16 protein-coding genes are annotated in these 14,035 nt (G+C 40.5%); 15 read left to right on the plus strand and 1 reads right to left on the minus strand.

Features of this window, described 5'->3' with window-relative positions; all coding sequences use genetic code 11:
- The first annotated feature begins 9 nt into the window (after positions 1-9).
- From yabA to rsmI, 4 genes are read left to right on the plus strand one after another with little or no spacing between them, the layout of a single operon-like run.
- A complete protein-coding gene (yabA, locus tag SporoP17a_RS09940; RefSeq protein ID WP_083034502.1) occupies positions 10-369 on the plus strand; it encodes a DNA replication initiation control protein YabA in 360 nt (119 codons plus the stop codon).
- A 55-nt stretch (positions 370-424) separates the two neighbouring features.
- Positions 425-1,168 carry a tRNA1(Val) (adenine(37)-N6)-methyltransferase gene (locus SporoP17a_RS09945; protein WP_083034503.1) on the plus strand — a complete coding sequence of 248 codons (744 nt, stop codon included), beginning with the start codon at positions 425-427 and terminating at the stop codon, positions 1,166-1,168.
- On the plus strand, positions 1,155-1,418 hold the full coding sequence (locus SporoP17a_RS09950; protein ID WP_083034504.1) for a GIY-YIG nuclease family protein: 264 nt from the start codon (positions 1,155-1,157) through the stop codon (positions 1,416-1,418). Before SporoP17a_RS09945 ends, SporoP17a_RS09950 begins: the two co-directional genes overlap by 14 nt.
- Positions 1,418-2,293 (plus strand): 16S rRNA (cytidine(1402)-2'-O)-methyltransferase, encoded by an 876-nt coding sequence (rsmI, locus tag SporoP17a_RS09955; RefSeq protein WP_083036019.1) that lies wholly within the window; start codon positions 1,418-1,420, stop codon positions 2,291-2,293. Before SporoP17a_RS09950 ends, rsmI begins: the two co-directional genes overlap by 1 nt.
- Positions 2,294-2,336: 43 nt before the next feature.
- Here rsmI and SporoP17a_RS09960 read toward each other — a convergent pair whose 3' ends face one another.
- Complete coding sequence (locus SporoP17a_RS09960) at positions 2,337-2,612, minus strand: transition state genes transcriptional regulator AbrB (RefSeq protein ID WP_029054857.1); 276 nt, start codon at positions 2,610-2,612, stop codon at positions 2,337-2,339.
- Positions 2,613-2,879: 267 nt separating this feature from the next.
- Here SporoP17a_RS09960 and metG point away from each other — a divergent pair, with 267 nt between their 5' ends.
- The 11 genes from metG (at position 2,880) to ispE (ending at position 14,009) form a co-directional block, all read left to right on the plus strand.
- Positions 2,880-4,874 carry a methionine--tRNA ligase gene (gene metG / locus SporoP17a_RS09965; protein WP_083034505.1) on the plus strand — a complete coding sequence of 665 codons (1,995 nt, stop codon included), beginning with the start codon at positions 2,880-2,882 and terminating at the stop codon, positions 4,872-4,874.
- A 444-nt stretch (positions 4,875-5,318) separates the two neighbouring features.
- Positions 5,319-6,086 carry a TatD family hydrolase gene (locus tag SporoP17a_RS09970; RefSeq protein WP_083034506.1) on the plus strand — a complete coding sequence of 256 codons (768 nt, stop codon included), beginning with the start codon at positions 5,319-5,321 and terminating at the stop codon, positions 6,084-6,086.
- 131 nt (positions 6,087-6,217) lie between these two features.
- The gene (locus SporoP17a_RS09975; RefSeq protein ID WP_083034507.1) at positions 6,218-7,462 is read left to right on the plus strand and encodes a G5 and 3D domain-containing protein; all 1,245 of its coding nucleotides are present in this window, start codon (positions 6,218-6,220) and stop codon (positions 7,460-7,462) included.
- A gap of 132 nt (positions 7,463-7,594) precedes the next feature.
- Positions 7,595-8,161, plus strand: coding sequence for a ribonuclease M5 (gene rnmV / locus SporoP17a_RS09980; protein ID WP_083034508.1), 567 nt, complete (start codon positions 7,595-7,597; stop codon positions 8,159-8,161).
- Positions 8,154-9,047, plus strand: a complete 894-nt coding sequence (gene rsmA, locus SporoP17a_RS09985) for a 16S rRNA (adenine(1518)-N(6)/adenine(1519)-N(6))-dimethyltransferase RsmA (protein WP_083034509.1) — start codon at positions 8,154-8,156, stop codon at positions 9,045-9,047. The genes rnmV and rsmA overlap by 8 nt, the downstream gene beginning before the upstream one ends.
- Before the next feature lie 143 nt (positions 9,048-9,190).
- A complete protein-coding gene (veg, locus tag SporoP17a_RS09990; protein WP_029054863.1) occupies positions 9,191-9,457 on the plus strand; it encodes a biofilm formation stimulator Veg in 267 nt (88 codons plus the stop codon).
- A gap of 141 nt (positions 9,458-9,598) precedes the next feature.
- Positions 9,599-9,772 (plus strand): small, acid-soluble spore protein, alpha/beta type, encoded by a 174-nt coding sequence (locus SporoP17a_RS09995; RefSeq protein WP_083034510.1) that lies wholly within the window; start codon positions 9,599-9,601, stop codon positions 9,770-9,772.
- Positions 9,773-10,220: 448 nt separating this feature from the next.
- Positions 10,221-11,267 (plus strand): S-layer homology domain-containing protein, encoded by a 1,047-nt coding sequence (locus SporoP17a_RS10000; protein WP_083034511.1) that lies wholly within the window; start codon positions 10,221-10,223, stop codon positions 11,265-11,267.
- Between the two features lie 253 nt (positions 11,268-11,520).
- On the plus strand, positions 11,521-12,588 hold the full coding sequence (locus tag SporoP17a_RS10005; RefSeq protein WP_083034512.1) for an NAD(P)H-dependent flavin oxidoreductase: 1,068 nt from the start codon (positions 11,521-11,523) through the stop codon (positions 12,586-12,588).
- 14 nt (positions 12,589-12,602) lie between these two features.
- Entirely contained in the window at positions 12,603-12,953 is a 351-nt protein-coding gene (locus SporoP17a_RS10010; RefSeq protein ID WP_083034513.1) for a DUF2200 domain-containing protein, read from the plus strand.
- A gap of 189 nt (positions 12,954-13,142) precedes the next feature.
- Entirely contained in the window at positions 13,143-14,009 is an 867-nt protein-coding gene (gene ispE, locus SporoP17a_RS10015) for a 4-(cytidine 5'-diphospho)-2-C-methyl-D-erythritol kinase (RefSeq protein WP_083034514.1), read from the plus strand.
- Positions 14,010-14,035 lie beyond the last annotated feature (26 nt).

The raw sequence follows: 14,035 nt of genomic DNA on the forward strand, positions 1-14,035 counted from the left end.
GTGGAACAGTTGAAAGAAGTGAACTTCCTTGACAGGGTAATGGAGTTTGAACAACAGTTGGATTCTATGCAAAAACAATTCAGGGAACTCATTGGATTTGTTGCAAAGATGACTGAAGAAAACCACTCGCTTCGTCTGGAAAACCATCATCTGCGAACGCGACTCGATGAAATCGATAAGATTACACAAGATATAGAAGAGGCCGCGCGTGATGAACGTCCAAAGAAGCTTGATGTGGGCGAAGGCGTAGACAATCTGGCTCGCTTGTACAATGAAGGATTTCATGTGTGCAATGTACACTACGGCAGTAGCCGTAAAGGTGAAGATTGTCTATTCTGCCTGTCATTCTTAAATAAACAGAACGGTTGAGAGGTCAATTCCTATTTTTAGGTATTGGCTTTTTCTTTTGAGTGAAGGAGTGTAGATTGTGAACCTACGAAGTGATGAACGACTGGATTATTTATTAGCAGAGGACTTGCGCATTATTCAAAGTCCTTCTGTTTTTTCCTTTTCATTAGATGCAGTGCTATTGGCGCGTTTTGCCTATATGCCGATACGTGGTGGAAGTATCGTAGATTTATGTACGGGTAACGGTGTAATCCCTTTGTTCATGAGTGCTCGTACAAAAGGTAAAATTATTGGCGTTGAATTGCAACAACGCTTAGCTGATATGGCGCAGAGAAGTATAGTGCTTAACGGTCTAGAACAACAAATTGCAATTGAACACGGAAACGTCATAGGTATTGCCAAAAAAATTGGTTATGAGTTGTATGATACCGTTACATGTAATCCACCATATTTCCCGGCAAATGAAGCAAGTGCTAGAAATAAAAGTGAGCATTATACGATTGCTAGACATGAAGTGGAGCTAACATTGGATCAAGCGGTGAAGTCCGCAAGTGAGTTATTGAAACAAGGTGGAAAAGCAGCGTTTGTCCACCGTCCTGGTAGACTTCTCGACATTGTCACATCGATGAGGCAGTATCGTCTAGAGCCAAAGCGCATTCGTTTTGTCTATCCGAAAGAAGGAAAAGAAGCGAATACCCTTTTAATCGAAGCCATTAAAGATGGAAAACCTGATTTGAAAATTCTTCCTCCTTTATATGTTTACCAAGAAAATGGGGAGTATACAGAAGAAGTGAGGCAGTTATTGTATGGAGCCGAATGATCACTACTTCTATGTTCTGATATGTAATGACGGATCGTATTATGCTGGATATACAAATGATTTAGAACGTCGCTTGCGTGTACATAACGAAGGAAAAGGTGCAAAGTATACAAGAGGGCGCTTACCTGTAAAGTATATTTATCAAGAGTCATTTGAAACGCAAAGACAAGCGATGCAAGCGGAATATCAGTTTAAGCAATTAACCCGAAAAGAAAAAGAACAGTATATAAAAAAGGAGCGGTCCACATGATTACGTCACAAAAGAGCGCCGAAGCAACAAAGTTCGGGAAGTTGTTCATTGTAGGTACACCAATCGGCAACCTTGAAGATATGACATTCCGTGCAGTCCGAATCTTACAAGAAGTAGATTACATAGCAGCAGAGGATACACGTAATACGATCAAGTTATGTAATCACTTTGAAATTACTACACAATTGATTAGCTATCACGAACATAATACTCGTGTGGCGGGAGAAAAAATTATAGAACTCCTTCAAAATGGAAAAGATATCGCTATTGTCAGTGATGCAGGGATGCCATGTATTTCAGACCCTGGTGCAGATCTTGTGGAACTGGCGATTGAACAGGGAATCGCTGTCGTTTCCGTTCCGGGACCAAACGCAGCTGTTACAGCATTAGTAGCATCGGGCATTACACCGCAACCATTTCTATTTTTTGGTTTTCTATCGCGCCAAAAGAAAGAGCTCAAAACACAGTTGGAGAAATTACAGCGTTATGAAGAAACGCTAGTATTTTACGAGGCGCCACATCGTTTAAAACAGACATTGCGCGGTTTAGCGGAACGATTTGGAGACGAAAGAAAGATTGTTATGGCTCGCGAATTGACGAAACGGTTTGAAGAGTTGTTGAGAGGGACAATTGCAGAAGCGATTGAGTGGGCAGAATCCAATGAAGTTAGAGGCGAGTTCTGTTTGGTTGTGGAAGGTAATCAGAATGTACAACATGAAGTCTCGACTGCTTGGTGGACAGACTTATCGATTAAGGAGCATGTTGAACATATAATAGAAGAAAAGGAAATTCGTTCGAAAGATGCGATCAAGGAAGTAGCCGATATTCGTGAGTTGAGTAAACGAGATGTGTATCAGGCATATCACATAGAATAAGACAAAAAATCCTGAACGCATATGCGGTCAGGATTTTTACAAATCAGTTGATTTTATTTTGAATTTCATCCATCAATTGTTTTGCACCTTCAGGACTCAAAATTAACTTACCGTCGATCAGACGAAGATTATCATCTGACACTTCTCCTGTAATAGAACATGTCATATTAGGCATGTACTTTTTCAAGATAATTTTGTCGTCGTCCACGTATATTTCTAATGCGTCTTTTTGCTCGATGCCGAGCGTACGACGAAGTTCAATCGGGATCACAACGCGGCCTAGCTCATCAACTTTTCTTACAATTCCAGTAGACTTCATGGAAAAAATTCCTCCTACATTCCAGTTTTAACATTCGTCAAAATTCGACATATTTCTCTTGTCTGTTAAATATCATACCAACTCTTCCAATAACCGTCAATCATCATAACCTAAATAAACACTATTAAGTTTTAATAATTTTTTGATAGGTAAAAAATGAGAGATGTTGAAGGTATGGGGATTGCGGTCAGTGAGCAAGCTGAGGGAAGTTATAAAAGCATAAGGGTTCGGAGGAGAACATGGCACTTTTGTGCAACATCCTATAAAATGAATGTATACATTAATTATTTGGAGGAATTACGCGTGGAGAATCAATCTAAAACATTTTATATCACTACACCTATTTATTATCCAAGTGGAAAGTTTCATATAGGAACCGCATACACGACAATCGCATCTGATGCAATGGCGAGATATAAGCGTTTGCGTGGCTATGATGTCAGATTTCTAACTGGAATGGACGAGCATGGTCAGAAAATCCAAGAAAAAGCCGAGGAGGAAGGCCTACCTCCAATTAAATATGTCGATGGTATTGCAAATATCGCGAAAGATTTGTGGAAACTGATGGATATTTCTTATGATGACTTGATCCGTACGACAGAAGATCGTCATAAGACAATCGTTGAAAAAATATTTAAGAAGTTCCTTGATAATGGAGATATTTACAAAGGGCAGTATGAAGGATGGAAATGTGTTCCGTGTGAATCGTATTTTACCGAATCTCAATTGGTAGATGGAAACTGTCCGGACTGTGGTCGCCCGGTTCACCGTGTGGAAGAAGAGTCATACTTCTTCAATATGAAAAAGTATGCAGACCGTCTTCTAGCGTATTACGAAGAGAACCCTACATTTATTGAGCCTGAATCACGTAAAAATGAAATGATCAATAACTTCATCAAACCAGGACTTGAAGATCTATCCGTTTCCCGCATGTCATTCGACTGGGGAATTAAAGTGCCTGGAGATCCAAAACATGTGATTTACGTCTGGGTCGATGCATTAACGAATTACATTACAGCACTCGGTTACATGTCTGATGACGAGTCTTTATTCAATAAGTACTGGCCCGCGGATGTTCATGTGGTTGGTAAAGATATCGTTCGTTTCCATACGATTTATTGGCCGATCTTCTTGATGGCACTCGACTTACCGTTGCCGAAGAAAGTATTTGCACATGGGTTTATTATGATGAAAGACGGTAAAATGTCGAAGTCAAAAGGCAATGTCGTCTATCCCGAAATGCTCGTTGAACGCTATGGCCTTGATGCTACGCGTTACTTCTTACTTCGTGAATTACCATTTGGCCAAGACGGCGTATTTTCACCGGAAGCATTTGTTGAGCGTATTAACTACGACTTGGCGAATGACTTAGGAAACTTATTGAACCGAACAATTTCTATGATTAATAAATACTTTGATGGCGAAGTCCCTACAGAAGGTCTCGTACCGACTGAATTTGATGCACCATTACGTGACATGATTCAACACACTGTGGAAAAATACGAGACATCTATGGAAAAGATGCAATTCAGCGTTGTGCTTTCCGATGTGTGGGCATTAATTTCTCGTACAAATAAATATATCGATGAAACATCTCCATGGGTATTGGCGAAGTCAGAAGAAGATCGCATGAAACTGGGGTCGGTTATGTACCACTTGGCACTGTCTCTTCATCATACAGCGGTACTTTTGCAACCATTCATGACAAATGCACCAAAACAAATGATAAAACAATTAGGTCTATCCGAAGAGTCATTAGGTTGGAATACGTTGGAAGAAGGCTACGCGATTCCTACAGGTACGACTGTTATCAACAAAGGTGTTCCAATTTTCCCGCGTCTAGAGACAGAAGTAGAAGTTGAGTACATCCGTCAACAAATGGCAGTTACCGCACCCGCTGAAGTAGAAGAGAAAGTAGAAGAAGTGATAAAAGAAACAAATGAAATTACGTTTGACGCGTTTATGAATGTAGACATGCGCGTAGCAACTGTCACAGCGTGCGAAAAAATGCCAAAAGCCGACAAGTTATTAAAGCTACAAGTAGACTTGGGCTACGAGCAGCGTCAGGTAGTGTCTGGCATTGCGCAGCATTACAGTGCTGAAGACGTAGTAGGTATGAAAGTAATCGTTGTGGCAAATTTGAAGCCGGTTAAACTGCGTGGAGAATTATCGCAAGGTATGATTTTAGCAGGCGAAAAAGATGGCGTGCTAAAACTTGCAACAGTTGATCCTGCATTAGAGAACGGTGCACAAGTAAAGTAATTGATCACATAGTAAAGCTGTCAGAGGAAGTCGGAATCAACGACTTCTACTGACAGCTTTTTATTTAGGCATCAAATAGGTGATGGGGTAGTAGGATGCGGAGTTATACTCTTGCGCATGAGTGATTACGGCTTGATGTGTAATGAGTTGGGGAGCTGATGACTTAGAAGGGAGGCAGGGTTGTATCATGACTTTCCTCGCCATGGTGTTTGTAAAAGATTTTCGTACCCAATTAGCCATATTGTATGTCGCAATTGTTACAACAAACCTATAAAAGTTAAGAGTTTGTTATACACTACCTACTAGTTGAGCATGTCTGACAGTAAGGCATTTCAGTCAAAATAGACAGAATAGAAAAACTGTTTGTTACACAATTGTAATGTAAATGAGATGAAAGACATAATCAAAGCTACTAGAATAGAAAACAGTGTTAGGAGAGATACTATGTTTATTGATACACATGTTCATTTAAATGCAGATCAATACGAAGAAGACGTAGAAGAAGTCATCCAACGTGCCATTGATGCAAACGTAAAAAAGATGGTTGTAGTTGGATTTGATACGAAAACTATCAGTAAAGCCATGGAGTTAGTAGAACAATATTCATTCATCTATGGTGTGATTGGTTGGCATCCTGTTGATGCAGTAGATTGCACAGAAAGTGATTTACACTGGATTAAGGAGTTGGCGGCACATCCAAAAGTTGTCGGTATTGGAGAAACCGGACTCGATTATCACTGGGATAAATCACCGAAAGATATACAGCAAGAGTTATTCCGTAAACAGATACGATTGGCAAAAGAAGTAGAATTGCCAATCATTATTCATAATCGCGACGCAACAGGCGACGTAGTTCGTATTCTGCAGGAAGAAAATGCAGCGGAAGTCGGTGGGATTATGCATTGCTACAGCGGTAGTGTTGAAACGGCTAAACAATGTATAGAAATGAATTTTCTCATCTCGTTAGGCGGACCTGTGACATTTAAGAATGCTAGAATGCCGAAAGAAGTAGCAACGAAGATTTCACTTGATAAGTTACTAATCGAAACGGATGCACCGTATTTAGCACCGCATCCTTATCGAGGGAAGCGCAATGAACCATCCTATGTCCCATTAGTGGCGGAGGAAATTGCACGGTTGAAAGAAGTGTCGGTTGAAGAGGTGGCAAAGCAAACGACTGCAAATGCATTACAACTATTTAAGATTCAGTGAAAAACATATGGCAATTATTTGTCTTATAGATCTGTATGTCTCTAGTTGAGAGCAATTGGTAGTTTGGAAGTTTGACAGCGTTACGTAAACGCTATATACTCGGCCGAGTAATGAAAGGGGAAATTTTTAACATGTCTCAGAAGAACTCTAAGATTATGCGCATTGGGATTTTATTTATGGCAATGGCATTATTCGTAGCAACAACGTCACTCGTGTTGATTGACGGAAAAAAGAAAAACATCTCAATGGATCTTAATGGCAAGCAAATAGAATTACGTACAGCGGCAGCTACAGTGGGAGAGGTACTAGCGGCTAATGATGTAAAAGTACAAAAGCATGACTTAGTAGAACCAGCAGTCAACACATCGCTTGAAAATGATACAGAGATCAAATGGCAAAAAGCAAATAAAGTAATAATTGATGTTGATGGAAAGACTCAAGAACTTTGGACAACAGAAGCTACAGTGAATGATGTACTTAAAACAGCAGAGATTGAAGTCGCTACACATGACGAAATCGAACCGGCTTTAGAAACTAAAATTACAGAGAATCAACCCATCGCAATTGCTAAAGCATTCCCTGTCACTGTCAAAGACGGTGGTAAAGAACGTACAGTCTGGTCGACTCAAACTACAGTCAGAAAGTTTTTGACAGACCAAAACATTCGACTTTCAAACTTGGATAAAGTAGAAGGCGACACAAGTGCAAAATTGACGGCATCTAATGCAGTGGTTAATATTGCACGTGTAGAGAGAATCACAGATGTAGTTGAAGAGACGGCAGATTTCAAAACTAAAAGAAAAACAGATATGACTATGCTTAAAGGTAAAGAGAAAGTTGTTACTAATGGTAAAAAAGGTAAACTACAAAAGAAATTCCAAATTACAAAAAAGAATGGAAAAGTAGTTTCTCGTGAATTAGTTGGAAAGACGATGGTAGAAGAACCTACACATAAAGTCATTCATGTAGGAGCTAAAGCACCAAAAGTTAATGTAGCAACTGCAGCTCCAACAAAAGCATCTACAAGTACACCAGCAAAAGCGCAAGTTGCAGTATCACGTGGTACTAGTAGCGAGCCAAGCGGCGGAAAAGAATTCTATGCGAATGCAAGTGCATATACGGCTTATTGTAATGGATGTTCAGGAATCACAGCGACAGGTATTAACTTGCGCGCGAATCCGAATATGAAATTAATCGCAGTTGATCCACGAGTAATCCCACTAGGCTCTAAAGTTTGGGTGGAAGGCTATGGTTATGCAATCGCAGGAGATACAGGCGGTGCTATCAAAGGAAACCGCATTGATTTACACATGCCTACAAAAGAAGCGGCTTACTCATTTGGTCGTCGTCAAGTAAAAATTAAAGTCATTAACTAATAGTAGTGTGCCGATAAGGGGAAGAAAACTCTTCCTCTTATCGGTTTTTTCTGTTTCCTGCTGGTATAGTGTACAGATTTGAAAAAACACAGTAAAATAGAAAGAATGACATCCTAAGAAAAGAGGAATATTGTGAATATAGAAGAAGTAGTTGTGGTGGAAGGGAAGTCTGATACTGTAGCTGTCAAACGTGCAACAGGAGCGGATACGATTGAAACGAACGGTTCGGCAATCTCGGACAAGACGATCGAACGAATTCGTCACGCACAACAGACACGTGGAGTTATCGTCTTTACCGATCCAGACTTCCCAGGCCGACGTATTCGAGCAATTATCGAAGAACAGATCCCTGATGTAAAACATGCATTTTTACCGAAGAAAGAAACTATAGCGAAAAACGGACGTGGAGTAGGAATTGAACATGCGAATGACGATGCGATTCGTCAAGCATTGGCTTCTGTTTACACGGTGAGTGAGCATACAATAGAAGAGATTCCGATGGCTACATTACTAGAAGCCAGATTGATCGGTCACACTGATTCCAGAAATCGAAGAGAGCGTCTGTCGGAGTTATTGCATATTGGGCAGGTAAACGGTAAAGGATTGAAGAAACGACTGGAGATGTTCCGGATTTCTGTAGCAAAGTTACATGAAACGATACAAGTTCTCGACGAGGAGGAAATGAAAACAGATGTATAAAGACATAGCAACGCCAGTGAGAACGAAAGAAATTTTACAGAAACATGGATTTTCATTCAAGAAGAGTTTAGGTCAGAATTTCTTGGTGGATTCGAACGTACTGCACAATATCGTCTCATGCGCAGCGATCACCAAAGACACAGGAGTCATTGAAGTAGGACCGGGGATCGGTGCGTTAACAGAGCATCTCGCACGGCAGGCGGGGAAGGTTGTAGCATTTGAAATAGACGACCGATTGTTACCTGTACTCGAAGATACGATGTCACCATATCCAAATGTCACTGTGATTCATCAAGACGTACTCAAAGCGGATATTCATCAAGTGATCGAAGAACAGTTCGCAGATTATGAAGACATTGTAGTTGTGGCCAATTTACCATATTATATTACAACACCGATCATCATGAAGTTCCTAATGGAAAAAGCACGCGTAAGTCAGCTTGTCATTATGATGCAGAAAGAAGTAGCAGATCGAATTACAGCAGTACCTGGCACGAAGGCATATGGTTCGTTATCAATTGCTGTCCAGTACTATATGGATGCAGAAGTGTCTATGATTGTACCGAAGACAGTATTCATTCCGCAGCCGAACGTAGAATCAGCTGTACTGAGTTTGACGCGCAGAAAAGAGGCACATGCTCCTGTAGCGGATGAAGACTTCTTATTTACAGTGACACAAGGATCGTTTTTGCACCGTCGCAAGACACTGTGGAACAACCTCCAGTCTTCACTCCCTGAAGGTAAAGAGAAAAAGGAATTGATTCAGCAAGCGTTTGATCAATCAGGTATTGATCCGATTAGAAGAGGGGAAACATTATCGATTCCAGAATTCATCAAACTAGCTAATGCATTATACCCTCATTTTGGCAAGCTAAAATCAGAATAAAAATAATGACAATTTCATATGAAAGAATAGTAAAATTCATCATAAAGTTATTGACAAAGACATAGGTGAACTGTTAAAATAAAAATTTTGTTGACAAACGCATGTAATGATGTTATGCTTAGATTTAGTGAGGTGTAAGTAACATGCCAAAAACATTAGCAGACATTAAAAAGTCACTTGACGCTCATCTAGGGAAACGTCTTCACTTGAAAGCAAATGGTGGTCGTAAGAAGACGATCGAACATGCTGGAGTCTTGCGCGATACATATCGTGCCGTTTTCGTAGTAGAGTTGGATCAGGATGACAATGCGTTTGAAAGAGTTTCTTACAGCTATGCTGATATTTTAACCGAAGCGGTTGAAATAACGGTTCTTGATGGTTCTGACCAAACGGCCTTTATCATCAAATAATTCATCATGCTATTTTAATTTATTTCCTAGTGAATCCGCCCGGAACGTTCTGGCGGGTTTTTTATTATGTTATATAAATGAAGTGTAATTTATCCTTAACGGCACACATTACAAATGTTAGCCGAAAAGGAGGAAACTATAATGGCGAGAAAAGGCGTCATGTCAGATCAATTGAAAGAAGAAATCGCGAAAGAGCTTGGCTTCTATGATGTAGTGCAGAAAGAAGGCTGGGGCGGTATTCGCGCACGCGATGCGGGAAACATGGTAAAACATGCAATTGAAATGGCGAGTAGACAAGCGGAGGAGAAGAAATAATCCAACCAATGTCCATAGAATCCAAAACAGGCTGACAAAAGGAACTGCAAGGGCGAAATTGCTTTGCAGTTTCTTTTTTACTATAGAGTGTAGTAATACTACATTTAGTCTTAGCATTTTTATTTATAGAAATGAGTGGTTGGATAACAGCACTATTTAATAGTAAAAGTTAGAGTAAGTGATTATATTCATGCATTTTATTGTCGGTGTATTGCATGGTATAACATATAGAATCTACTCTACCTACGCACTTCTCATTTATAGGATTCTATTGACAAAGGTGATTAAAAGTAGACACTATAGGCGTTTATATACGCTTCTTGTAAGTACATATTTCGCGAATTTAGTACATTTATGTAATAAAACAACATGTTTTCACGTATTTATCTTTTTAACCAATTAACGTGATATAGTCATTACATCTTATGGAAAAAGGGGACAAATTCGTATGAAAAAGGTTCTTGCAATAATTGTAATTCTCGTATTGACGTTTTCAGTGGCTCCTAAAACACAAGCTTCTTCTAAAATATTTACAGACGTACCGAAAAACCATCCAAACTATACTGCTATTATGTATTTGCTGGAAAATAAAGTGATTGAGCCTAGTGCACGCTTTGGTTTAAATGATAAAGTGACACGCGAAGAAGTCGCCATCATGGTGGCAAAAGCTACGGGATTGAACGGAAAGAAAACCAAGACGAAATTTAAAGATGTTCCCGCGAATAGATATTCCTCCGGTTATATTAACTCTGCTGTGAAAGCGAAGATTATTAATGGCTATCCTGATGGCACGTTCAAGCCTACTCAAAAAGTCACGCGTGGTCATATGGCTGCCTTCATTGCGAATGCGTTTAAGCTGACCAAGGAAAAAGATATTCGATTTAAAGACGTGTCGAAAGGTTCTACTGCTTACAATGCTGTGCGTAAACTAGCTTTTGAAAATATCACCTCAGGCTATCCCGATGGCACATTTAGACCGAATGAAACATTAACTCGTTCGCATATTGCTGCATTCGTAGCAAGAGCTATGGATCCTGCATTTCGACCAGCACCACCTGTTATGGTAACGAGAGGAATTCATTTTGGAATGGATCCGGCACAAGTGATGAGTGTTGAATCGAAGTCGCCGGCCATATTGCTTTCGAATTTACGTGAGGGAAATAAACGATTATTGATCTACCGAACTACAAAATATAACTTTTACACAGATCTAATTTACTATTTTGAAAATAATAAGCTGCAGTTCATAACCTATGACTTTATGGGTGGCGAGGATTACTATCATACTTCAGATGAAATGTTTGCGATGTACACCGAGTTAAATGAACACGCACAACGTGAATTTGGAATAGACCCGTATTCTGACACGGACTATGAAACTACGTTTAATTCAGGATGGGAAAAGACCGGCTATGTAGTCATACTGACAGTAAACGATGACAATGTCAGTACAACAGCAAATTTAGTGTACTTACCGAATTCAATGATAAAATAATATGTAGGTGACTAGGGTTGCATAGTGAAGTACATTTGCAACTCTTTTTCTGCTACGTAGAACAAACAGGAAGCGTGGATCCTTTGCAATTTACGTTATAATGGAAAGAATATTCGTTATATGCATGAAAATTCTCTAGAGCGCTATAGTCGATTATTGACTGGGAAATAAAATATTGGCGGGACGTAAAGGTGAAAAGAACAGCAACGCTACTTTGTAAAGTACATATTCATTCAAGAGGAGGTTCAACAAGATGTGGAATAATAATGATGTAACGAAAACTCTCGGAATTACATACCCAATCATTCAAGCGGGAATGGCTGGTGGTACGACTACACCTGAATTGATAGCTGCTGTGTCCAATGCGGGGGGACTGGGTACACTTGGGGCTGGCTATATGAAAGCGCAAGATGTGAAAGAAGCGATACAAAGGATTAAGGAGTTAACAGATCGACCTTTTGGGGTCAATTTGTTTATTCCTGAGGCATCAGAGATATCCAAAGATAAGATTAAAAAAGCTAATGAATTACTACGTCCCTATCGTGAAGAATTGCATGTGTCCGAGCCGGAAATAAAGGAGATATCTACCACAAACTTTGATAAGCAAGTAGAAGTCATAATCCAAGAAAAGATCGCGGTTTGTAGTTTCACATTCGGTGTACCATCTAAAGATACTGTCCAACGTTTAAAAGAAAAGAACATCATTGTGGTGGGGACAGCTACAACTGTAAGTGAGGCAATGATCAATGAAGAGTGTGGAGTGGATATGGTGGTGGTGCAAGGAAGCGAAGCAGGGGGGCACCGCAGTACATTTTCAGGAAGCTTCGTTGATTCCATGATCGGAACGATGTCGCTTGTCCCTCAGGCTGCGGATCATGTGCGCATTCCGGTTATTGCAGCTGGAGGAATTATGGACGGTAGAGGTGTCTTAGCAGCCCTTACACTCGGAGCCAAAGCAGTTCAAATGGGAACAGCTTTTGTGACAGCGGTTGAAAGTGGTGCGAAAACACAACATATTGATGCCATTCTCAAAAGCACGGAAGATCAGACCGTTGTTACATCGGTATTCAGTGGTAAACCAGCAAGAGGCATTCAAAATGACTTTATTCGTGAAATAAAACCTTACGAAGAAGATCTTCCGGATTACCCCATTATGAACACATTGACGACAGGAATTCGTAATGAAGCGGCCAAGCAGGATCGCCCCGAATGGATTCATCTTTGGAGTGGACAGTCTCCTCGTTTAAGTACAAGACAACATGCTGCAACCTTGTTGTCGGACATCGTGTTACAAGTGGAGAGTATACTAAGTAGTAGATGATTGGAGGATTCACAATGACCACACATAAAATTTATACAATGAGTTTTGCTAGAGTTTATCCGCTTTATATTAACAAGGTAGAGAAAAAAGGACGCACAAAATCAGAAGTCGATGAAATCATCCGCTGGTTGACGGGATATAGCCAAGAAGAGCTGGAAGTACAGTTGGAAAAACAGACAAACTTCGAAACGTTCTTTGCGGAAGCGCCGAAGATGAATCCTTCGCGGACGCTAATCAAAGGTGTTATATGTGGAGTTAGAGTGGAAGAAATAGAAGAATCAACGATGCGGGAAATACGTTATTTGGATAAGCTGATTGATGAGTTGGCAAAGGGAAAAGCAATGGAGAAAATTTTACGCAAATGATAAATGAAAATTCAATTGTTCAAAAACGGCGAAAGGAAATCACCTACGTCAGAACTACGGAACGGAATTAACGTGACAAAGTGAACTGCAAAGCGATTGCAGTTCTTTTTTTATTTAATCCTCTTATGTTCTATTCATTCTGTGGTAATATATGAGCAAGAACAATGCAGTGGGGAGGGAGCTTTTATCATGATTTACGAAAAGGCGCCTGCGAAAATCAACTTAACATTAGATGTGTTGAGCAAACGGCCGGATGGCTATCATGATGTCGAGATGATTATGACAACGGTTGATTTGGCTGATCGTATCTGGCTTCGACCTACGACGGATCATGCCATTACGATTAAGTCATCTCATCGATTTGTGCCGAATGATCGCAAAAACTTGGCGTACCAAGCAGCGGATTTATTGCGCAAACGCTATCGCTTGGACTATGGAGTGGAAATTACTCTAGATAAGAATATTCCGATCGCCGCAGGGCTAGCTGGTGGGAGTTCAGATGCGGCCGCGACTCTTCGTGGATTAAACCGTCTATGGGAGCTCGGATTGTCTTTGGATGAGCTGGCTGTCCTAGGTGCAGAAATTGGATCGGATGTACCATTTTGCGTATATGGCGGCACTGCGATCGCAAGAGGGCGAGGAGAAGACATCACGCATCTACCTGCTCCACCTAACTGCTGGGTCGTGCTGGCGAAACCGACGATCGGTGTATCGACCGGCAATATCTATGGACAGTTGAACTTGTCTTCTATCACGCATCCGCAAACAGAGCGTATGATGGAAGCGTTGCAAGAAAGTAATTATGACAAGATGTGCGCATCGCTAGGAAATGTGCTAGAGCCTGTGACGATGGGCCTTCACAAGGAAGTGGTCATACTCAAAGAACAAATGGAACGTTTTGGAGCAGACGCTGTTTTAATGAGCGGCAGCGGTCCAACGGTATTCGGACTGGTGAAGCACGAATCGCGTGTACCGAAAATAGTAAATGCCTTAAAAGGGTTTTGCCAAGACGTACATGCCGTGCGTATGCTCGGTGAACCTATTGTAGTTGATTAATACCGGACGATTATGATAATCTACTT

The sequence above is a fragment of the Sporosarcina ureae genome (assembly GCF_002082015.1).
Taxonomy (GTDB): domain Bacteria; phylum Bacillota; class Bacilli; order Bacillales_A; family Planococcaceae; genus Sporosarcina; species Sporosarcina ureae_A.

Coding starts and splice junctions, on each gene's coding strand:
- SporoP17a_RS09975 (WP_083034507.1), top strand. CDS start 6,218: ATGTCTCAGAAGAACTCTAAGATTATGCGCATTGGGATTTTATTTATG.
- SporoP17a_RS10000 (WP_083034511.1), top strand. CDS start 10,221: ATGAAAAAGGTTCTTGCAATAATTGTAATTCTCGTATTGACGTTTTCA.
- veg (WP_029054863.1), top strand. CDS start 9,191: ATGCCAAAAACATTAGCAGACATTAAAAAGTCACTTGACGCTCATCTA.
- ispE (WP_083034514.1), top strand. CDS start 13,143: ATGATTTACGAAAAGGCGCCTGCGAAAATCAACTTAACATTAGATGTG.
- SporoP17a_RS10005 (WP_083034512.1), top strand. CDS start 11,521: ATGTGGAATAATAATGATGTAACGAAAACTCTCGGAATTACATACCCA.
- SporoP17a_RS10010 (WP_083034513.1), top strand. CDS start 12,603: ATGACCACACATAAAATTTATACAATGAGTTTTGCTAGAGTTTATCCG.
- SporoP17a_RS09950 (WP_083034504.1), top strand. CDS start 1,155: ATGGAGCCGAATGATCACTACTTCTATGTTCTGATATGTAATGACGGA.
- metG (WP_083034505.1), top strand. CDS start 2,880: ATGAATGTATACATTAATTATTTGGAGGAATTACGCGTGGAGAATCAA.
- SporoP17a_RS09960 (WP_029054857.1), bottom strand. CDS start 2,612: ATGAAGTCTACTGGAATTGTAAGAAAAGTTGATGAGCTAGGCCGCGTT.
- SporoP17a_RS09970 (WP_083034506.1), top strand. CDS start 5,319: ATGTTTATTGATACACATGTTCATTTAAATGCAGATCAATACGAAGAA.
- SporoP17a_RS09995 (WP_083034510.1), top strand. CDS start 9,599: ATGGCGAGAAAAGGCGTCATGTCAGATCAATTGAAAGAAGAAATCGCG.
- rsmA (WP_083034509.1), top strand. CDS start 8,154: ATGTATAAAGACATAGCAACGCCAGTGAGAACGAAAGAAATTTTACAG.